This is a genomic window from Microcoleus sp. PH2017_24_DOB_U_A (genome assembly GCF_020738205.1).
Classification (GTDB): Bacteria; Cyanobacteriota; Cyanobacteriia; order Cyanobacteriales; family Microcoleaceae; genus Microcoleus.
The window spans coordinates 113,700-136,426 of the sequence record NZ_JAEQCT010000033.1; the positions used below are offsets into that span (position 1 = coordinate 113,700).

14 protein-coding genes are annotated in these 22,727 nt (G+C 44.7%); 11 read left to right on the plus strand and 3 right to left on the minus strand.

The features are described from left to right. Window positions 1–148 precede the first annotated feature (148 nt). From JGK07_RS09755 to rpmB, 10 genes are all read left to right on the plus strand, one after another. Entirely contained in the window at window positions 149–1,111 is a 963-nt protein-coding gene (locus JGK07_RS09755) for a glycosyltransferase family 9 protein (protein WP_293181175.1), read from the plus strand. A gap of 382 nt (window positions 1,112–1,493) precedes the next feature. Further along, window positions 1,494–1,673, plus strand: coding sequence for a hypothetical protein (locus tag JGK07_RS09760; RefSeq protein ID WP_293181086.1), 180 nt, complete (start codon window positions 1,494–1,496; stop codon window positions 1,671–1,673). Between the two features lie 746 nt (window positions 1,674–2,419). Beyond that, window positions 2,420–4,369 (plus strand): efflux RND transporter periplasmic adaptor subunit, encoded by a 1,950-nt coding sequence (locus JGK07_RS09765; protein WP_293224678.1) that lies wholly within the window; start codon window positions 2,420–2,422, stop codon window positions 4,367–4,369. Window positions 4,370–4,896: 527 nt separating this feature from the next. Then, the gene (locus JGK07_RS09770) at window positions 4,897–8,049 is read left to right on the plus strand and encodes an efflux RND transporter permease subunit (protein ID WP_293224676.1); all 3,153 of its coding nucleotides are present in this window, start codon (window positions 4,897–4,899) and stop codon (window positions 8,047–8,049) included. 202 nt (window positions 8,050–8,251) lie between these two features. Next, window positions 8,252–8,737, plus strand: a complete 486-nt coding sequence (locus JGK07_RS09775) for a hypothetical protein (RefSeq protein WP_293217782.1) — start codon at window positions 8,252–8,254, stop codon at window positions 8,735–8,737. A gap of 287 nt (window positions 8,738–9,024) precedes the next feature. After that, a complete protein-coding gene (locus JGK07_RS09780; RefSeq protein ID WP_293217779.1) occupies window positions 9,025–9,495 on the plus strand; it encodes a DUF2808 domain-containing protein in 471 nt (156 codons plus the stop codon). 86 nt (window positions 9,496–9,581) lie between these two features. Continuing rightward, window positions 9,582–10,271 carry a two-component system response regulator RppA gene (gene rppA / locus JGK07_RS09785; protein ID WP_293181098.1) on the plus strand — a complete coding sequence of 230 codons (690 nt, stop codon included), beginning with the start codon at window positions 9,582–9,584 and terminating at the stop codon, window positions 10,269–10,271. A 269-nt stretch (window positions 10,272–10,540) separates the two neighbouring features. Continuing rightward, complete coding sequence (rppB, locus tag JGK07_RS09790) at window positions 10,541–11,893, plus strand: two-component system sensor histidine kinase RppB (protein WP_293224674.1); 1,353 nt, start codon at window positions 10,541–10,543, stop codon at window positions 11,891–11,893. Window positions 11,894–12,235: 342 nt separating this feature from the next. Beyond that, window positions 12,236–14,224 (plus strand): molecular chaperone HtpG, encoded by a 1,989-nt coding sequence (gene htpG / locus JGK07_RS09795; RefSeq protein WP_293181104.1) that lies wholly within the window; start codon window positions 12,236–12,238, stop codon window positions 14,222–14,224. 277 nt (window positions 14,225–14,501) lie between these two features. Next, window positions 14,502–14,738, plus strand: a complete 237-nt coding sequence (rpmB, locus tag JGK07_RS09800; protein WP_293150949.1) for a 50S ribosomal protein L28 — start codon at window positions 14,502–14,504, stop codon at window positions 14,736–14,738. A gap of 200 nt (window positions 14,739–14,938) precedes the next feature. Here the strand turns inward: rpmB and JGK07_RS09805 are convergent, their stop codons facing one another. From JGK07_RS09805 to proS, 3 genes are all read right to left on the minus strand, one after another. Next, window positions 14,939–17,002 carry an adenylate/guanylate cyclase domain-containing protein gene (locus tag JGK07_RS09805; RefSeq protein WP_293181107.1) on the minus strand — a complete coding sequence of 688 codons (2,064 nt, stop codon included), beginning with the start codon at window positions 17,000–17,002 and terminating at the stop codon, window positions 14,939–14,941. 212 nt (window positions 17,003–17,214) lie between these two features. Beyond that, on the minus strand, window positions 17,215–20,187 hold the full coding sequence (locus JGK07_RS09810) for an adenylate/guanylate cyclase domain-containing protein (protein ID WP_293181110.1): 2,973 nt from the start codon (window positions 20,185–20,187) through the stop codon (window positions 17,215–17,217). A 247-nt stretch (window positions 20,188–20,434) separates the two neighbouring features. Further along, window positions 20,435–22,240, minus strand: coding sequence for a proline--tRNA ligase (gene proS / locus JGK07_RS09815; protein WP_293241703.1), 1,806 nt, complete (start codon window positions 22,238–22,240; stop codon window positions 20,435–20,437). Between the two features lie 86 nt (window positions 22,241–22,326). On the opposite strand from proS, the gene JGK07_RS09820 reads away from it, so the two are divergent. Then, window positions 22,327–22,641: a hypothetical protein gene (locus JGK07_RS09820; protein WP_293181117.1), complete on the plus strand. Its 315-nt coding sequence runs from the start codon at window positions 22,327–22,329 to the stop codon at window positions 22,639–22,641. Window positions 22,642–22,727 lie beyond the last annotated feature (86 nt).

A 22,727-nucleotide genomic window follows, 5' to 3' on the forward strand; every position in this document is an offset into this window, starting at 1 on the left:
CTAGGTATATATTAAAAGCGTCCTGTAATTTTCAGTCAGTTGTTTTGCTGTCAGCCAGTAGCTTTTAACGTCTTAAAATACTATAAGCTGATAGCTGAAAGCCGATCGCTGAGAGCTACCTCGATAGATAATAGCCCGATCGTTTATGATGCGAATACTAGCACTTGTCCCAGGCGGGATTGGCGACCAAATTTTATTTTTCCCTACCCTTGATGACCTCAAGCAGTCTTATCCAGAGGCTCAGATTGATGTCATCGTGGAACCGAGGGCGAAGGGCGCTTACCGAGTCTGCAAGTCTGTCAAAGAAGTCTTGACGTACAATTTCAAAGATCGCAATGCGATGGCTGATTTGGGAAATTTACTGGGCGTAATTCGCGATCGCGAATACGAAGCAGTTGTTTCTCTCGGCCAGCGGTGGACTGTAGGACTTCTGCTGTGGCTGACAGGCATTCCCCAGAGAGTTGGGTATTCTGGAACCAACGGCGCTCGATTTCTCACCGATTCGGTACCTCTGAAAACAGACCAGTACGCGGCTTCAATGTACCACGATTTGCTCCAAGGATTCAACATTAACAATCCAAGTCCTGCGATCGCAATTAGTGTACCAAAACAGGATATTCAGTGGGCGGAAGCCGAACAGCAGCGGTTGGGAATCAAAGAAAGCGGTTACATTCTAATTCACGGCGGTTCGAGTCAGCTAGCTTTGTCTAAAGGTATTGACAAAATTTACCCAATAGACAACTGGCAGCAAATCATCAAAGACTGCCAGCAGCGGCAGCCAAATTTACCCGTTGTGGTGGTGAAAGGGCCCGAAGATGAAGCCTTCGTGAAAAAGTTAGTCGAACTCTGTCCGAGTGTAAAAGTTATCTCGCCGGATGATGTCGGCAAGTTGGCGGCCACCATTGCTGCTGCTAATTTGATGATGTGTACTGACAGTGCGCCGATGCACTTAGCTGTGGCGGTTCAAACTTATACAATAGCTTTGTTCGGCCCGACTGAACCTGCAAAATTGCTGCCCAAGAGCGATCGCTTTTTGGGAATTAAATCTCCTACTGGTAAAATGGCTGACATTTCTCCTCAAGAGGTTTTGAAGAAAGTTTGGGGAGGCTAATTTAAGAGGGCGGGTTTTGTACGGGAATTATCTGTTGTCTGGAAGTTGGCTTGCTTAACCCGCCCCTTGTATAGTCTTTATCAAAAAGATGAGGCAGAAGTTTAGATTTTAGATTTTAGATTGAGGGATTGAGGGATTGAGGGATTGAGGGATTGATTGGTCAATACTTCATCTTTAGCTCGCTCCACTATACAGCGGTTCTCAAAAAAGTGAGGTATGCCTTATGCCCTATGCCCTATGCCCTATGCCCTATGCCCTATGCCCTATGCCCTATGCCCTATGCCCTATGCCCTATCGTCCGCGAATCTTTCGCTCGCTCCACTATATACTGAAAAACTGCGATTATTCTCCACCGCGAAGAAGCTTTATTGAGTGCATCTCAATGCAAGCAAATATATCTGTAGGGGCGAAGCATGACCGCAATCAATATGGGATTATAACTAATAACTTATATCCGGTCATGCTTCGCCCTCTTCAAAAACCAGATGCACCCACTTTATTGATGGCTGAAGATACTTTCAAAAAGTCGAAACAGCCGGAAACAAAGAAATTAGATCAATAAATTTTGAATTCGGAACAAGCAGAAATTGAGCAAATGAAAGACTGGTACCAAGCTTAGTACAAGGAGTAATTTAGCTCCACTAAGCAATATGTGACAGAAAGCCAAAAAACAAGTGATAGGAATCACAGCGTGTCAATTTTTCATGAAATACTTGCTTGACAAAAGCTAGAAATCTTGCTACTGAAAAGTGGCAAAAACCTTGGGCTAACATTAATATAGCTCGAACAGGGCTGTCAGCAGTTGTCTGAATTCACATCATTTCATTTTTTACGTAAAAATACTGTAGACAATTCAGAAGCCCTACCTCTAAAGTATGAGAATCACTACAAAGCTATATACAGGGTAGTCAATGATGTTGAACAGCTTGGAATCAAACACAACTTATCAATCAAAGGCAGCCGGGGACGAGTTCATGAGCATTTTAACAAAGAAACTTGAAGCGAAAGAACTTGAGAAACGAGCAAAAAATCTACAGCGCAATTCCTTGGGATTAGGTAAAACTTATCTTCGGATTTTAGAATCTGGAGGGTATCTGGGCTGCTGAGCCGAAATTTCATCCTAATTTCATTTGGCAGTGAAAGACTAGGTTGAGGAGATAAATTTTAGCTCTTGGTCATTGCTTAGCAGTCGTTTCTTGAAAAAGGTTAATAAGTAGCTCCGGTTAATTCGGTTAACTTACTTGTTTTGCCAAAATACCAACCGCTGAGCCTGTGGCACTCAACCTCATTTCCAGGAAAATGCCAACGATGATATTTCACCAATATTCTCAATCTCCGGCAATTATTAGCAGCTTTTCAATAACTTTGTTAAGCCTAATTTTGCTAAATTCTCCTACCGCAGTTTTCGCCCACGCGGGACACGGAAATGAATTTCACCAAAGCGGCGAAACAACTCAAACTCCTGCTGCTATTTCTGTAGATGCCGTAACAGCAAAACGGTTGGGAATTAAAGTCTCTCCGGCTACCCGACAGCGACTAGATATCGGCATCAAAACCACAGGACAAATTGAAACTTTACCAAACCAAAAGGTAGAAGTAACGGCTTCGGTAGCTGGCAAAGTGGTAGAGTTGTTAGTTAAGCCTGGAGACAAGGTATCAAAAGGTCAACCGGTTGCGGTTTTGTCGAGTTCAGAATTAGGACAGTTGCGCGTTGAATCTCTCTCGAAACGAGCGGAAGCTGAGGCAGATTTGCAGCAAGCACAAGGCGATTTGAAACTAGCACGAGAAAATTACGATCGCCAAATTCAAATCTCTGAAGCAGAAATAATACAAGCCCAAACTCAATTAGCAGCAACAACTCAACAGTACAAGCGAGAGCAAGAATTAGTCAATCAGCGTTCTGTTGTCAAAGTTGCTAAGGAAAATTATCAACGTCAGATTGAAATAGCGCAAGCAGAGATAGCGCGGGCGGAAACTGAACTGACTGTGGCTAAGGAACAGTTCGATCGCGATCGCGAGTTAGTTGCGTCAGGGGCGATCGCGCGGCGTACAATGCTAGAGTCGCAATCTCACTTCGCCGAAGCTAAAGCCAATGTTGCCAAGGCAAAAAGCCGTCCCGAAGTTATTAAAGCCGAAACCGAAATTAAACAAGCCGAAGTAGATCTGCCGGTGCGGGAATTGCGCGATTCCCAAAGCAAGGTAGCCGAGGCAAAAGCTCAACTCACCAAGGCTCAGAGCCGCCGGGAAGTGCTGGAAGCCGAGAATCAGGTCAAACGCGCCAAAACTGCCGTCGCAGTCGCTCAGTCGCGCATTCGCTTAGCCGACGCAGCCTATCAAGCGCGGCTGCAACAATTAGGCACTGTTGCGAACGATCGAGGACTTGTCACCGTAATTGCTCCGATTTCTGGTACGATTGCCGATCGCGCCATCACCCCAGGAGAGTCTGTAAGCGCTGAAAAACCGTTGATGAGCGTCTTAAATGACAGCCGGGTTTTTGCCACCGCCAACATCTACGAAAAAGACTTGAATCAGGTAAAACAGGGCCAGGAAGTCAGGGTGAAAGTTGCTAATTTGGGCGATCGTATTTTCAAGGGAAAAATCACCTTAATTGGCTCATCCGTGCAAGGAGAAACGCGAGTTATCCCAGTGAAAGCAGAATTAGATAATAGTAACGGCGAGTTAAAGCCGGGATTGTTTGCTGAGTTGGAAATTTTAACTAACAAAAATGTTACTAATGTTTTAGCAATTCCGATTACAGCGGTAGTAGATGTTAGCGGTAAAAAAACCGTTTACGTCCAAAATGGCGATGCTTATCAAGCGGTTGACATTGAAGTCGGTCAAACTGCGGGGGATTTAGTAGAAATTAAGAGCGGTTTATTCGATGGAGATTTGATTGTAACCCAGCGGGCGCCTCAACTTTACGCACAATCTCTGCGAGGCGGTAGTAAGCCATCAACAAGCGAGGAAAAGAAAGAGGTAAGTCCTAAGGTAACAGAGGTTAACTTTAATAATTTGCCTGTGTCTTTATTGTGGGCGGGAGTTGGGGGAGGAATTGCGATCGCATCCTTGACTTTCACAGCCGGGGTATTTTTGGGAAAACGGCGCAAATTTCCAGCACTAGCAGCATCTCAAAGTCATGCCAAAAATGGTTTTTCTACCTCCGCAGTGGCAATCAATGCGAGTAAAGTAGATGAATTGCCGCATGATGACAACCACCGTGTTAAAAGCCAGGAGGCAGAAACCCAGAGTTTAAAGTAAAATTTTTGTTTACAAGTAATCACCTTGTCTGAGAGTTGATTCATTTATCTGCATCTAGAAATCTGTGCGATTCTTCTCGATCACAAATATACATCATAGGTTTTTTACGCCCTTTGAACTGAGCGCGCATGATTACTCGTTTTGAGCGCTTTGGCGGGACTGGATTGTAGTCTGTTTCGCCAAAGTTTTTTAGAGTTTGTGAGTATTTGTTGGGTGCTTTCATAATAACTATGATGAACATTCGATTGGTTATTTAAAGGATTTGTAAGGTGCGTCGCTACGAGATTGTCGTTTTTTTTGAGGATTGTAGATGGCGACGCACCCTACAGCTACTGACAGCTTACATAACCCTTAAACCAAGAGGGCTGAAGCCCAACAACGTCCGCGAATCTTTCTGAGAACCGCTATAACTTATAAATCAGACTTAAAAGAGAAACGATTTCATCCTAATTTCATTCTTGGGTGTCAATCTAGATTGAATGGCTATTTAACTGTCAACTGTCAACTGTCAACTGTCAACTGTTTAAATGTTCAGCACTATTCTGAGATGGGTAATTAATCGCCGCTGGCTAGTCGTTCTCGCCACCATTATTATTAGCCTTTGGACATTATATATCATCCCCAAAATGTCCCTCGATGTCTTCCCGCCTTTTGCACCGCCGCAAGTCGAAATTCAGACAGAAGCACCGGGCCTCGCACCGGAAGAAATCGAGTCTTTAGTAACACTCCCGATCGAAAGTGCGATTAACGGAACTCCGGGAGTAACAGCAGTGCGATCGTCTTCGGCTGTCGGCATTTCTGCTGTTAAGGTAATCTTTGATTGGGGAACCGAAATATATCAAGCCCGCCAGTTGATTACAGAAAGATTGCAACAAGCTCAAAGCAAACTCCCGGCTGGAGTAGAAACACCACAAATTTCTCCGACAACTTCTCCGGTTGGTTTGGTAATTACCTATGCTTTTACATCAGAAACTACTCCGCTGATGGAAGTGCGCCGTCTGGTAGATTGGCAAGTCACAAATCGCCTTTTGGCAGTGACTGGTGTTGCTCAAATCGTGGCTTACGGCGGCGAACAAAGGCAGTATCAAGTATTAGTCGAACCTGCTAAGCTAAAAGCTTTTAATGTGTCCTTGCAACAAGTTGCAGAAGCGGCGAAAGCTGCCAATGTTAACGCACCGGGAGGCTATTTAATTACACCGGATAAAGAAACGTTAATTCGAGGCGTGGGGCGGATTGAATCGGTGGCAGATTTGCAGCAATCTGCGATCGCCTCTCGTCAAGGAACACCCGTCAGAATTGGTGATGTCGCTGATGTCAAGATTGGTGCTGCAATCAAGCGGGGAAACGGCAGTTTTAACGGCAAAAAAGCTGTGATTGTGATGGTAAACAGACAGCCCGTTGCCGATACTCCGACGGTAACGAAGGCGGTTGAGGCGGCAATGGCTGAGGTACAGCAAGCTTTACCTAAGGATATTAAGGTGACAGTGACTTTCCGGCAGGAAGAGTATATCAACTCTTCGGTGGAAAATGTGCGATCGGCTTTAGTGGAAGGCAGTATCATTGTCACCATCATTCTCATCCCGTTTTTGATGAATTGGCGCACTCTGACGGTGGTTTTGCTCGATTTCTTCCTAACTTGGCTGTTCGGGCTGCTAGCGATGTATTGGCTGGGTTTGGGATTGAATACGATGACTTTGGGTGGTTTGTCGGTGGCGATCGGCACTGCGATCGACGATGCGATTGTTTATGCTGAAAATACCTACCGCAATTTACGAGAAAATACGGCTTCTGAGCATCCGCGCCCGGTGATGGATGTGATTTTTGATGGCTCTCAAGAGGTGCGCGATTCGTTAATTGGAGCAACGGTAATTGGGATTGTGGTGTTTTCGCCGATTTTTACTTTGCCGGGTGTAGAAGGTCGAATTTTTACGCCGATGGGGATTACTTATTTGGTGGTTGTGGTGATTTCTAGTTTAGAATCGCTGTTCGTTTCTCCGGCGCTTTGTGCTATTTTATTGCCGAACAAACGCATGAGTGCCAAGGAACCTTGGTTGCCGAGATTTTGCAAGCGCATCTATCACTTTTTTATCCAATTATCAATGCGGTATTCAGCGATAGTTTTAGTTTTAGCTGCTGCTAGTATGGTGGCTGCTTTAGTTATTTTGCCTTCCTTTGGACGGGTGTTTTTGCCGGAGTTTCAGGAGCAAACTTTGGTGAATACTATTCTGCTTTATCCGGGGGTGTCTTTGGAGACGACGGATAGCGCGGCTTTTGCGATGGAAGATGCACTTAAGGACGATCGCAGATTTGAATACGTGCAAGTGCGATCGGGCAGAGCTCCGGGCGATGCTGATGCTGCGGGTGTCAATTTAGCTCACATCGATATTGGTTTGAGCGAGGAAGGAATGAAAAATCGGTCGAAAACTTTGGAGTATTTGCGGCAGGAATTTGCGAAATTGCCGGGAGTTGCACCAAATATCGGCGGTTTTATTTCTCACCGGATGGATGAGGTTTTGTCCGGTGTCAGAAGTCAAATTGCTGTGAAAATATTTGGCCCGGATTTGAATCAACTTCGTACTATCGGTGCTCAAGTTGAAGCGCAAATGAAAACTGTGAAGGGAATTGTGGATTTGCAACTGGAACCGCAGGTGCCGGTGCAGCAAATTCAAATTAAGTTTAACCGCCAAGCTGCGGGTAGATATGGTTTGAAAATCGGAGAACTTTCGGAAATCATTGAGACTGCTTTAAATGGCAAAGTTGTTTCTCAAGTGTTGGAAGCACAGCAAACTTTTGATTTAGTTGTGTGGTTGCAGCCGTCAGCCAGAAACAATCTCGAAACTATTCAAAATTTGTTGGTTGATACCCCCCCTCTTTCCCCCCCTTATAAAGGGGGGGATGAAAGGGGGGGTAAAATTCCCCTGGCGCAAGTTGCGACTGTTACATACGGTACGGGCCCAAATACGATTAACCGCGAGAATGTGTCGCGGCTGATTGTGGCGGCGGCTAATGCTAAAGGTAGGGATTTGCGATCGGTTGTGAATGAAATTCAAGCTAAAGTCAAGCGGGAGGTGCAGTTACCGTTTGGTTATTTTATCCAGTACGGCGGTCAATTTGAGGCGGAACAAAGGGCTTCGCAGAATATTATAGTGTTTAGCGCGATCGCCTTTTTGGTCATTACCGTCTTGATGTACTTGTCCGTTAAGTCGATCGCTTCAACTGCGATGATTATGATCAATTTGCCGATCGGCTTAGTTGGAGGAGTAATTGCTGTAGCTTTGACTGGCGGTATAATTTCCGTCGCTTCCCTGGTTGGGTTTGTCACATTATTCGGCGTAGCTACCCGCAACGGCTTGCTGTTAGTAGACAACTATAACTCTAAATTTGCTGAAGGAATGCCCTTTCAAGAAGCCGTTGTTAAAGGCTCGATGGAACGCCTCAACGCCATTTTGATGACTGCTTTAACTTCAGCTTTGGGTTTAGCACCGTTAGTCTTAGAAGGCGGGCCAGGAAAAGAAATTTTGCAACCTTTGTCGATCGTAGTTTTAGGAGGATTGTTTACTTCTACGGCGTTAACTCTGTTAGTTTTGCCAGCTTTGTACGCTCAATTCGGGAAGTTTTTACGGCCTCAAGAACCTGAGCCTGTTGCTGAAGATGAAAAAACTGGTTTAAGTGCTTTCTAGCAACGATTCGGGCTATTGCTGAATAATTTTTGATGATTTTCCTTGACCAAGAATTTCTTCATGGTACAAGCCCCCGGATTTATCCGTGGAGTCGCCTCTAAAATCTAAAATCTAAAATCTAAAATCTAAAATCTAAAATCGATTGACGCCCTGTTTTAAAATGCCATAATTTACGAATAATTGTCCGCAAAAATTCAAGCACATGAAAACGATCAAATCAAGTTTAATTATTCTCAGCAGTATCGGACTGCTGTTTTTGGGAGCTTGCGGTAAAGGCGACGAAGCAAGTGATACAAAAATCACTCCAACACCCCCTCCTGCTGCTTCAAAACCTGCGTCTTCTGCTCCCGCCGCTGATCCTGCTGCTGCAAAAGGAGCTAAAGGCGGTCAAGTTGTCAATGCTGGAGCTTACCATTTAGAGTTTGTACCTGTCAAAGAAGCTACTGGAACTCACTTAGATTTGTACCTGCAAAAAGGCGATAAAAAGGAACCGGTTCCTGACGCAAAAGTGTCAGCACAAGTGCAGTTGCCGAGTGGAAAGCAACAAACCCTAGCTCTCAAATACGATCCTGAAGGCAAACATTACGCTGTTGTATTTCCCGGCAAAGATCCAGGTCAGTATCCTGTGAAGGTGAATGCGGATATTAAGGGAGAAAAAGTGGACGGTCGTTTTACATTCACTCAGTAATTTGAGTTGAGTTTAGCTATGAAAGCCTGGTTTGTTTTATGAATCTGGTTTTTCTTAATTTAGAGTACAATAATTAATTCTGTCCTGGACGAAACAGGGACTTTAAAAAAGGTACGTAGTTGCGCTTTAGCGCTAAAGCGCAACTACGTACCTTTTTTTTTAAGTATTGTGATACTTGTGTAAGTATTGTAATTGTTAAAGAGCTAAAATTTCATCTATATTTCATTCTTGACAGCAATACTAATAAATAAGAACAAAAATTAGTTTATTTGTCAGGGATTACCGCTATGAAAAAGTTAATTTACGCTGCTGCATTTACATTCCTGCTGGCATCTAATGCCCCTGCTACTATTGCGGGAGGAGCTATGCAGAATGCTAATGTTGCTCACCTGCTTGGTAGCGCTGCAACTCCTAATAGAGCGGGTTTTCAGGGTGCTACCCATCGTTTTGATGTTCATGTTCAGGGAAGATCTCTTGCGGAAATTGCGATCGCCCTTCCAGCAGATCTGAGCATCCGTGGAGGAATCGAGGTAAAAAATCAATCCCATCAAAAAATTGATACTCAAGTATCTGTCAACAACCAGAAAGCCACCGTAGTTTTTGCTCAACCAGTCGCGCCTGACACTACAATCTCAATTTATATGCGCGGCATTCAGACACCCGGTTACAGCCACAACTGGGGGTATGCAATATCTGGTAAAATTGTGGGAATAAACGCAGAGGTTCCCCTCGGTAGAGTTGGGATTCAAACTTACTGAGCGATTGGTACTTTTCAAAAGGTATGTAGTTGCGCTTTAGCGCTAAAGCGCAACTACGTACCTAGCGCGACATAAGGTTACTTTTTATGAGAATATTGCTAGTTGAAGATGAACCAGATTTAGGAAAGGCGATCGATCGCACTTTGAAGCAAGAAAAATACATAGTTGACTGGGCCCAGGATGGGAATGAAGCTTGGGAATATCTAGATAGTCAGTGGACGGAATACACCCTAGCCATCTTTGACTGGTTGCTTCCGGGATTGTCGGGAATAGAATTGCTGCGAAGATTGCGCGCCAAACATAGTTTTTTGCCAGTTTTGATGCTGACAGCCAAAGACAGGATGGAAGATAAAGTGGCGGGATTGGATGCGGGGGCTGACGATTATTTAGTCAAGCCCTTCGGGATGGCGGAACTGTTAGCAAGGTTGCGGGCGCTGCAAAGGCGATCGCCCCAAATACAGCCCCAACAGATACAAATCGGAAATCTCGCCTTAGATTGCGGGAATCGCACAGCTTTTTATCTCAATCAAAACGGCACCAACCAAACAATTTCGCTGACTAACAAAGAATTTCAATTGTTAGAATATTTGATGAAACATCCGAACCAAATTGTCACGACTGACCAAATTCGGAATCAGATATGGGAAGCCAGCGCAGATACTTTTAGCAATGTAGTAGCCGCTCAAGTGCGCTTGCTGCGGCGCAAACTCGAATCCGTTGGCTGTGCGAACTTAATTGAAACTGTCCACGGCGTCGGATATCGGATGAAAAGTTGAATTCTGCCTTCAAAATTACTTTTAGACTCGGCGGTTGAAACCGCGTCTACACAAACAATGTCCGCCTCCGCGGACTAAGAAAAGTTGAAATCGCATTTACACAAACAAAGTCCGCCTTTGCGGACTCAGAAAAGACTATTTATTTTCCTCCCTTCTACTAATTCTCTCTTTTCTCCTTCTCTGCGTCCTCTGCGTTCTCTGCGGTAAATAAAAAAATATCATCCCAATCAATTACCAATTACCAATTACCAATTACCCAATCATGAATTGTGAATCAAAATAAACTATTTAACCGCACTCGATCGCAATTAGCGATTTCCTACGCCGCAGTCATGGGTTTGATTTTAAGCTTGTTGGGATTTGGTGTATATAAGGCGATCGCCCACGCGCACTGGATTGCGATCGATCGCGAACTAGAATCGGTAGCGGGGACACTCCACGATAGCCTCGAAATCAAGCTACAGCAACCCGGACGCCTAGAACCAATCGTCAATGAACTTTTGCCAAACCTCCGCGTAATTGGAGTTAACGGCGTTAAAGAACAGTTAGCCGATCGCCATATTTTAAGCGCTATCAACCAAAGCTATTACTATATTCGTTTATTTGACTCTTCTGGGAAATTGATTGCTACAGCAGGCGCTTATCCCGAAACATTGCCGCCGACATTTAACTCCCAACACTGGCAAACAATCGCTGACAGCAAAGGGAATATTTATCACCAAATTTCTGTATCACTGCACACAAACACCCTGGAAGATTGGGGATACTTTCAAGTAGGACGGAGCTTGCAAGACTTCAACAGTTATCTCAGTACAGTGAGATTAATTTTGAAGTTAGGATTGCCGACAGCGTTAATTTTGGTGGTTTTTTCTAGTTGGTGGCTGGCAGGATTGGCAATGAAACCGATTTATTCTTCTTACCGACAAATCCAACAGTTTACGGCGGATGCTGCCCACGAATTGCGAACGCCTTTAGCGGCATCTCAAGCCACTGTAGAATCGGCGCTGTTAATGCCACAATTGGATGAGAAAGAAGCACGGGAAATTTTGCAGACTGTCGATCGCCAAAACCGACGATTGACTCAGTTAGTCACTGATTTGTTGCTGTTGGCGCGGATGGACTCTCAGGTGAAATCCGTTAGCGAAGCCCTCGAAGAGGATCGCCCTCAGCTTTGTTGTTTAAACGACTTGGTGGGCGATTTAGTCGAGGAATTGGCTGCTTTGGCGAGATCCTCCCAGGTAGCGCTAACATCCGAAATCCGCGTACAGCATCCATTGAATGTTGTCGGAGATGCCGATCGACTTTACCGTCTGGTTACTAACTTAATTGTCAACGCCATTCAATACACTCCCCCTGGCGGAAAAGTCACAGTAATCTTAGATTGCACTCACCAAGAGGCGATAATTCAGGTGCAAGATACCGGGATTGGGATAGCGGCGGCAGATTTAGGGCGGATATTCGATCGCTTTTACCGAGTCAACAAATCTCGATCGCGCCATACAGGCGGTTCGGGACTCGGATTGGCGATCGCCCGCGCGATCGCCCGCGCACACCGCGGCAGCCTCAGCGCGCGTAGCGAATTGGGCTGTGGCAGCACCTTTGTCCTGCGGTTGCCTTTGTGAGCTATGATGTGGGGAAAACTGACATCTTGCACCATTTTCAAGAACAGGCAAGATGCCTGTTCCACAAAGACTAAATCTTGTTGTGGGGTGGGCATCCTGCCCGCCGATGATAGTTTGCACCATTTTCAAGAACAGGCAAGATGCCTGTTCCACAAAAACTAAATCTTGTTGTGGGGAGTAGGGGTTGGGCATCCTGCCCGCCCGTGAAAGGCTTATTGAGAATTGTGCAAGATGTGAGGAAAACCGAATCATCTTTTTGTGGTAATCCCTTCGGCAATATGTAGCGCGATCGCCCAAAATCAATAAATAGTGATTAATCATCAGTCAGCAGAGAGAAAATCTATGACAGTTTTAGAACAGGGAACAATCTCAATCCATACCGAGAATATTTTCCCGATTATCAAGAAATCGCTATACACCGACCACGAAGTCTTCTTGCGGGAACTAATTTCTAACGCCGTCGATGCCATAGCCAAACTCAAAATGGTTTCCCGTTCCGGCGAATACAGCGGCGACATTGGCGAACCACAAATCAATATTGCGATCGACAAAGAAAACAAAACACTCTCAATTACCGACAACGGCATCGGGATGACAGCCGACGAAGTAAAAAAATACATCAATCAAGTCGCCTTCTCCAGCGCCGAAGAATTTATTCAAAAATATCAAGGCAGTGGCGACGACGCAATTATCGGCCACTTTGGACTCGGTTTCTACTCTTCTTTCATGGTCGCTCAGAAAGTAGACATAGACACCCTTTCTTACCAAGAAGGCGCACAAGCAGTACATTGGTATTGCGATGGTTCACCCGCTTTTGAACTATCAGAATCCGCCCGCACCGAACGCGGCACTACGATTACTCTCACTCTCCAAGACGAAGAACTAGAATATGTAGAAGCCACTCGCATTAAGCAGCTAATCAAAACTTACTGCGATTTCATGCCAGTTCCGATCAAATTTGAGGGAGAGGAACTCAACAAGCATAAGGCAATTTGGCGGGAAGCAGCCAGCAATTTGCAGAAAGAAGATTACTTAGAATTGTACCGCTATCTTTATCCGTTTCAAGACGAGCCGCTACTTTGGGTACACCTGAACACAGATTATCCTTTCATTGTCAACGGCATTCTTTTCTTTCCCAAATTGCGGCCGGATGTCGATGTTACCCAAGGTAATATCAAGCTATTTTGCAACCAAGTTTTTGTCAGCGATCACTGCGAAGAAATTATTCCAAAATTCTTGATGCCGCTGCGGGGAGTCATTGACAGTACCGATATTCCGCTGAACGTTTCTCGCAGTTCTTTGCAAAGCAATCGCACAGTCAGAAGAATCGCTGATTATATTGCGAAGAAAGTGGGCGATCGCCTAAAAGAACTTTACCGCGACGACCGCGATGAATACATCCGTTGCTGGCAAGATATCGGCACTTTTGTCAAGTTTGGATCTCTCAACGATGATAAGTTCAAAAAACAAGTCGAAGATATCTTAATCTACCGCAGCACCTACGAACCAACAGCAGAAAAACCAGAAATTGCAACGCCAGAAGTGCAGGTGCAAACTGAGGACGGAGATTTGTGGCAAGATGTTACTCCAAAATCGGACAGTTCTACTTCGACGCAACCTTACACGACGCTGAAAGAGTATTTGGAACGCAATCAAAAACGCCACGAAAACCGCGTATTTTACTGCACAGAACCTGCGTCACAAGCAACTTACGTCGCCCTGCACAAAAGCCAAGGTTTAGAAGTGCTGTTTATGGATTCTTTCATTGACACGCACTTTATCAGTTTCTTGGAACGCGAATACTCAGATGTTAAATTCTCGCGGGTGGATTCCGACATCGACGACACACTAATTGACAAAGAAAAAGAAGCCGAAATTGTCGATCCGGCGACTAATAAAACTCGCAGCGAACAAGTTAAAGAACTGTTCCAAAATGCTCTCAACAAGCCAAAAGTAAACATCCGCACAGAAGCTTTGAAGTCTGACTCTGCTGAGGCGGCGCCACCTGCGATCGTCCTGTTACCAGAAGCTTTGCGCCGGATGCGCGATATGACGGCGCTTTTGCAGCAGCAAGCAGCGCAATTCCCCGATGAACACGTTTTGCTGGTGAATACGTCTCACCCGCTGATTCAAAATCTGGCTAATTTGAGTCAGGGTGCGATTATTCAAGGCGGCGGCGAGTCTCCCTCGGCGCAGTTGGCCAGCATGATTTGTCACCACGTTTATGACTTGGCTTTGATGGCCCAGAAGGGTTTCGATGCTGAAGGGATGCAGGAGTTTGTCGAGCGATCGAACCACGTCTTGACAAAATTGACTGAACGTGCAATGTAATTAACCCCCCTCCCTTGCTAAGGGGGAGTGGTTTTATACAAACTAGGTACGTTGTTGGGCTTCAGCCCTCTTTATAAGATTAGGAAAGAGGGCTAAAGCCCAACAACATACCTTAGCCCAAGCGCAAGCCAACTGCGGAAGCAAAAGTTGATTTCCCTTGCTGAGAGAGCGATCGGAGGTTTTCTTGTCCCCCCCTTAACAAGGGGGGCTAGGGGGGTTCTACGCAGTTGATATATAATAAAAGGCTGCATCAAAAAAAAGTAGTCTGGAGGGCAATATGTCACGGAAATGTCAGCTAACGGGCAAGAAGGCGAACAACGGTTTTGCGGTTTCTCACTCGCACCACCGCACTCACAAGTTGCAAGGCGCTAATTTGCAGTGGAAGCGGATTTGGTGGCCGCAGGAGAAGCGTTGGGTCAAGTTACACCTTTCTACGAAGGCGATTAAAACCTTGGAGCACAAGGGTTTGGAAATTATGGCTAAGGAAGCTGGAATTAATCTTTACAAGCTTTAAATAATCTTGTTAGTTGAGCAAAGGGCGATCGTATACATTAAAAGTGCGATCGCCCTTACTTTTATATACTGAAAAAGTTGAGGCAGAAACCGGGTTTTTTTAGATAAACACTGCATCATAACCTTAAATTTAGATAAAAAACCCGGTTTCTTGGGCATTGATGCGTCCAGGAAATTTTAACTTTTAGAGAAAAACCTGGATTAGAGGAATTTTCGGCATTTCAGTAAATAAGTAGTCATCCTCCCCTTACCTTTAACTTCGATCGCACCGCGGCTTTCAAAAAAATACTTTTCTCGCAATTGCTGATAAGTTGCCACTGTCACCTGAATGCACCCAGGCGAACCGTGAGATTCCATGCGGGAAGCTGTGTTAACGGTGTCTCCCCACAAATCGTAAATAAATTTTTTAATACCGATGACTCCAGCGACAACCGGGCCGGTATTGATCCCGATTCTGATACTAAAATCTTGATTGTGGGTATTGCTGAATTCAATAATTGCCTGCTGCATATCCAGGGCCATTTCTGCGATCGCCTCTGCGTGATCTGGGCGAGTAATTGGCAGCCCTCCCACTACCATGTAAGCATCGCCAATCGTCTTAATTTTTTCCAAACCGTGCCTTTCTGCTAAGTTGTCAAAAGTCGAAAAAATATCATTCAGCAACGCAACTAATTCTGTTGGAGAAACTCGCGCACTCAATTGAGTAAAACCTACGATGTCCGCAAATAATACAGTAACATCAGCAAAAGTATCTGCGATCGTGCTATCTCCCCGCTTCAACCGATTTGCTATTTCTTCAGGCAAAATATTCAACAACAACCGTTCTGACTGTGCTTGTTGAACTCGCAGTGCATTTAAAGTTTCATTGAGAGCATTAGTTCGTTCTTCAACTCTAGATTCTAACTCTTCATTCAGCTTGCAAAGCGCAATTTCAGCCCGCCTGCGGTCTGTGACATCCGTACCGATTGCCAGCAGCCCCGCGAACTTTCCGGCCGCATCAAACAGCGGTTTATTTGCCCAGGATACGCAAACGCGAGATCCACTGCGCCGCATACTTTCATTTTCATTTGTTGTATACTGTTCCGGGTTATTTAAAATATTGCTCAATAACACGGCCAGGTCGTTTCCCCCTGTATCTGTCTGGGGTAGAATTGTGCCAACTGCGTGTTTTCCCAGTATTTCTTCTTCTCTGTAACCAAAAAAATTCTGTGCAAACTCGTTAAAAAAAGTAATATTACCTTCTGTATCTAGTTTTAAAATAATGCTGTTAGCATTTTCGACCAATTCCCGATACTTAACTTCGCTTTGCCGCAGCAAATCCTCTGCTGATGCGCGTTCTGCTACTGTGGCAGCTAACAGCAGCGAAGTAATTACAATTACGCTCATGAAAGCCTGCAAAAATAAGATTGCTTGATTAATATTTATGGCTTTGGTAATAAACGGGCCAGATCCCTGAGAGCCTCCCCAAATGGCAATACTGGATACAATAAAATATGCTAAAACAGCTCCGCGCTGACCGAATTGAATGGTTGCCCAAATCACCAACGGAAATGGCAAGTATTCTAGGGGATAGCCGGATAGATTGCTATCAGTTTTTGATGTGTATACTAGCCAACTGACTATTATTAATAGTAGCAAACATATGGCGCATAAAATTATATTTACAAGTGTTTTAATCTTAATTTTTTGTTGATGGCGTGTCGCTATTTTTTGGTAAAAGATTAGCAGCATAGGAGTAAAAATCAAAACTCCTAAGGTGTCTCCAAGATACCAATTCCACCGAATTTCCCAATATTCGCTCCAGTCAATAAGACCAGTCAAACACAGCCGCAGCGTGCCGAGAGTGCAGTTGATTTGAGTGGCAACTACAGCACCGCAAAAGATTAAACTGACTACATCAATTAGTCGATCCAGTGAGGGGCGAAACTTGAACTGTTGCAGCAAAGTAAATGCACATAAAGCTTGCAAACAACCGCAAAAAGCACTAATTGTTGCATTTATTAAGGATATTTTGAGGTTGAGAGTCTCGTAAAAAAATACGCCTAAAGCTATTCCCGGCCAAAGGCGCCGACCAAATAATAAAACTGCTGCTTGGGCAATTCCTGCGGGCGGCCAGACGCAGGTAGCTAATTTATTCACGCCGGGGATTGAAGATGCTATTTTAGCTCCTAAAGCGTAAGCAAAGGCAATGACAGCTATTTTTCCTAAATATTGCCAATTTATAGATTGAATAAATCGCATAAATTGATTTTTGTTTTGGTTCATAGTGACTTTTATATTTTTAACTAACTATACCAACCGTCAAAACTATTAGGGAATTTTTAATTATTTAAATAGAATTGTTGGCTTTGTTTGTACGGGCTAAGCACAGGTGCGTTGCTACTCAAAAAATTGATTTAAATTGAGGTTTTTTCACTAGCGACACACCCTACAACTACTATTACTTCTTCCTTTTTGCCTCTTTCATTTTCCTTATTTTATAACTTGATTCCTGTGAGAAAATAAGTGTTCATCTCGCCTTTGCCTTTGACTTCAATGGTGCCGCGACTTTCTAATAAATACTTGTCCTGCAATCGCTCGTAAGTTGCAGATGTAACTTGAATTTGACCGGGTAAGCCGTGAGATTCCATACGGGAAGCGGTGTTAACTGTGTCTCCCCACAAATCGTAGATAAATTTTTTGATGCCGATGACTCCGGCGACAACCGGGCCGCTGTTGATGCCGATTCTGATGCTGAAATCTTGATTGTTGGTATTGCTGAAGTCAATAATTGCCTGCTGCATATCCAGGGCCATTTGGGCGATCGCCTCTGCGTGATCGCTGCGGGGCATCGGCAGCCCTCCAACTACCATATAAGCGTCACCAATGGTTTTGATTTTTTCCAATCCGTGCTTTTGGGCTAGGCGATCGAATGTCGAAAAAATCTCGTTAAGCAAGGAAACTAATTCCGGCGGAGAAATTTGGGAGCTAATTTGAGTAAAACCGACTATATCTGCAAACAATACTGTGACTTCGGCAAAAGTATCGGCGATGATGCTTTGGTCTTGTTTGAGTCTTTCGGCGATCGCTTGCGGCAAAACGTTGAGGAGGAGACGGTCAGATTTTTCTTGTTCTAAGCGCAAAGCTGCTTCAGCTTCTTTGCGAGTTGTGATATCTTCGACAGTACCTTCGTAATAAAGCAAATTTCCATGTATGTCGCAGACAGTATAAGCATTTTCGGAAATCCAAATTATACTGCCATCTTGGCGGTAAACTTGAGATTCAAAATCCGATACTTTGCCGTTTGTTCGCATTAAGTGGATGACTTCGGCGCGGCGTTCCGGGTCTACATATAGCTGGCGGTTGATATCAGTTAACTTTTCCAGCATTTCCTCACAGGAACTGTAACCATAAATGCGAATTAAAGCTGGGTTAACGCTAAGATATTCTCCATCTGGAGTAGTTTGAAAGATGCCGACGATCGCATTTTCAAATATGCTGCGGTATTTTGCCTCAGCTTGTCGCAGGGCTGCTTCAGCGCGCTGGCGTTCTCGCGCTTCCACTGCAAAAGTTACAGAGTCTGTTAGAGAAACAGCGAAACTTTGTTCTTCGATAGTCCAATAACGCGGCATTCCTACGTGTTCCAAACAGAGGACTCCTGCTGTTTCTCCGCCTATCTGAATCGGCGTATCTAGCATGGAAGTGATGCCTAACGGAATTAGGTAAGCTTCCACAAATTCTCTAGTTCTAAAATCTTTTTGGGCGTCAAAGGCAGCAATTGCGCGCTCTTCTCGGAGTGCTTGAAAATAGACAGGATAGTCTGCTTCTGCTAATTCCATACCCTCTGAGTGCTGGTTGAGGGCGCGATCGAACAAATCCAGGCACTCCATCTTGGATTTAGGGCGATCGTACAACCAGATACTCGATCGCGCAACTTCCAGAGTACGGCTAGCAGTTTCAGTGATTTCTTGAAGCGCTTTGGTTAAGTCGCCTTGATTCAGCGCTTTATTTTTGGCTAAATCAATTAATGCCGATTTCTGTTTCTGTAGCTGAAGTTCGCTTTGTTTCAGGGCATTTGTCCGCTCTGCAACTCGGATTTCCAGCTTTTCGTTCAGATGAAGCAGCTCTATTTCAGCTTTTCGGCGATCGGTGATATCTGTCCCGATGCAGAGGATGCCCAAAAGTTCTCCTGCTGCATCAACCAGCGGCTTATTTGCCCAAGACACCCAAACGCGAGATCCGTTACGCCGAATATTTTCATTTTCATAGCTAGTAAAGCGATCGGGATTTTGTAAAATCTGATTGTAAACCAACTCTAAGTTATTCCCTTCGATGTCGCTCATGGGAATGATTGTTCCCACAGCACTTTTCCCCAGGATTTCTTCCTGATTGTAGCCAAAGAATATTTCTGCAAACTCATTAAAAAAAGTAATCGTGCCGTCGGGAGATAGTTTGACAATAATACTGTTAGCATTTTCCACCAATTCTCGATATTTAATTTCGCTTACTCGCAGAGATTTTTCTGCCTCCGCGCGTTCGGCTACCGTCGCGGCTAATAACAACGAAGTAATCGTAACTACCGCCATAAAAGCTTGTAAAAATAAGATAGCCTGACTAATATTTTCGGCTTTAGCTATAAATGGCCCAGATCCGTGAGAACTGCCAAAAATTGCGATACTTGACACAAGAAACGATCCTAAGACAGCGGCCCGCTGACCGAATTGGAGCGACGCCCAAATTATCAAAGGAAACGGCAAATATTCCAGGGGATAGCGAGAAATAGAAGCTTCATTTTTTGACTCAAAGACAAGCCAGCTTACCCCAATTAATAATATTAACCATACTCCCCGCCAAATTAAATAATTTTTAGGGAGTTCGGTTTGTCTTTTTAAGCGATCGGCGGTTGCCTTAGGACGCAAAAATATTAAAATCAAAGGAGTTAAAATTAAAACTCCCATTGCATCTCCCAGCCACCAATTCCACCGGAGCGACCAGTATTCTGCCCAATCTACTTTGCCAGCTAAATATATGGAAAACGCGCCAATAGTGCAACTAATCTGAGTAGAAACTAAACCGCCCAATAAAATTAAATTAACTACATCTTTCAAACGTTCTAGAGACGGACGAAACCCCAGCCAGCGCAGCACAGTGGCTGCAAAAACAGCTTGCAAAACTGCTCCTACGTTGCCTCCCACCCAAATTGCAAATATCTGTTCGCTTGGGTTAACTAAATTGAGGAAAAATATACCCAAAACAATCGCAGGCCAGGCTTTTGGGCCAAACAATAAAAGTCCGGCTTGTGCAATTCCTGCGGGCGGCCACACCGAGGAAGCAAAGGGATTGACACCTTGAATTGCAAATGCTAGCCTCGCCCCCACGGCGTAAGCGATCGCCACGAGAGTTACTTGGGCTAAGTAGCGCCCTATTCGGGATTGAGGGAATCGAAGAAACTGATTTAGGTTCAGATTCATGTCGAGTTTTAAGTTTTATATAAGTTTATGTAGGGTGCGCTGCGCGCACCTTGCTAGCCTCAATGTAGGTGCAGCAAGCACCTTATACCAATTTTTTGTGAGGCTACTCCCGAATCCGATCCCCCCTAACCCCCCTTAATTAAGGGGGGGACAAGATTCCGGTCAAAGTCCCCCCTCCCACCAGGGGAATTTAGGGGATCGAGATATATGCAACTTCACATTAAATTGGTATTACCGTTACAAAAACTTATTTGATGGCAGCATCAATCCACTGTTTTAAAGTAGAATTGACTTCCTCAATCAGAATTTCATGGGCTTTGTGAGTTGCTCTTTCCACAACTTCAACTTTCCCTAATTTCACCGAACGACCCGGAACAATGCGATAGGGAATGCCGATTAAATCTGCATCTTTGAATTTAACTCCTGCTCGTTCGTCGCGGTCATCTAGTAAGGTTTCAATTCCGGATTGGTTGAGTTCATTGTAGAGTTTTTCGGCGACTTCTACTTGTTGGGCGTCGGAAATATTGGGGATGCTAATGATGGCGTGATACGGCGCGATCGCCACTGGCCAGATTATTCCGTCTTTATCGTAGGATTGTTCTACCGCAGATTGAGCCAGCCGCGACACGCCGACGCCGTAGCAGCCCATGATAAAGGGCATTTCTTCGCCTTGTTCGCTGGTGTAGGTGGCGCCCATGGCTTGCGAGTATTTGGTGCCTAATTGGAAGATGTGGCCGACTTCGATGCCTCTGGCGGTTTGCAAAGTTTGTTCGGGATTGTGCACCGCCCGATCGCCCTTTTTAGCAGTTCTGACGCCCACAACCGTTGCTGGCAGAGGAAATTCTTTACCCCAATTGGCGCCGACCACGTGGTATCCTGACTCGTTAGAACCAGTGACAAAGTTTGTTAGATCGACGGCAGTGCGATCGACCAAACGCAAAAACTTAGAATTTACCTCCTTACTTCCAGCGATATAATCATCAGCAACATCCGGAGCCATATAACCCAGAGGCAAAGATTTAGCCGCCCATTTCCGCTGAGCTTCCGCATCAGGAACAGTCAAAAATAGGATTGTTTTAGCTTGATAATTTCCCGCTAACTTTGTCAATTCATTCAGCAACTTTACCTGATTCACATCTTGGTCACCGCGAATGCTTACCAACACCAAGACAGTCATGCCATTATCATAAACAGCCTGATAAAGCACATTTTTGACAACTTGCGTCGGAGAACACTTCAAAAACTTGCAAAGTTTAGCAATTGTTTCAGTTCCCGGCGTTTCCCGCTTTTCAAAACTTGCAAAAGGCGAAGCTTGGGCATCAGCAGGCATCGACACAGCCTTCTCCACATTAGCAGCATACTGACCATCTTCAGTATATAGAACTTCATCCTCACCCGCTTCTGCCAGCACCATAAACTCTTGAGAACCAGAGCCGCCAATCGCACCAGAATCAGCATCTACCGCTCGGAATTCCAAGCCCGATCGGCGCAGCATATTGCTGTAAGCTTGAGCCATATCCTGATAAGTTTTCTTCAAACTTTCTTCACTCGTGTGAAAAGAATAGCCATCTTTCATAATAAATTCGCGGCCACGCATCAACCCAAAACGCGGGCGAATTTCATCACGAAACTTAGTTTGAATTTGATAGAGATGTACGGGTAATTGCCGATAAGAACGAATCATATCCTTAGCAATTGTAGTAATTACCTCTTCGTGAGTCGGGCCCAGTCCCACTTCTCGCTGCTGCCTATCCTTCATAGCAAACATAATACCTTCAGCTTGAGTGTAGGTATCCCAGCGGCCGGATTCCCGCCACAAATCGGCCGGTTGCAGTTGCGGGAGGAGACATTCTTGAGCGCCGGTAGCGTCCATTTCTTCGCGCACAATTTGGGATACTTTTTTAAGAACTCGCCACATCAAAGGGAGATAAGCGTAAATACCGCTACCGATGCGTCGGATGTATCCAGCACGGAGTAATAGTTTGTGGCTGGGGATTTCTGCTTCTGCGGGGTCTTCCCGCAGGGTGACGAAAAGCATTTGAGAGAGTCGCATTGGCTGATTTCCTTAAAATACCGGATAATTGTCATCTCAGATTAACTTCTGATATTATCAGAACTCAGCCTGATTTGATGAAATCTATGAATAAACTTTGGAAAAATTATCAAAAAGGTATGGCAGCATTTGATAATTGTCACCATCCTACTCTCCTATCTCAGTGGATTGCATTACAAGATGAAATTGGAGAATTTGTGCGAGAACCTAACTTAAGCGAAATTTGGGATATTCTTCATGCTGCTGGTCGATTGCTGTACAAATTAATCGGAATTCCTTTACATCTGGTAGCCTATCCTACTGTTCGCAAACACAGCGAACGTTTTGAGGAGTACGGCTGTATTCGCAGCCGGCGCAACTGTGAGGGGAAATGCTGCAAACAGTTGACGGTTGATAGTTGACAGTTGACAGTTGACGGTTGACAGTTGATAGTTGACAGGGGGAGCATCTCAGTTTTGTAAAAAGCATTTTTTTATTATTCATAGTG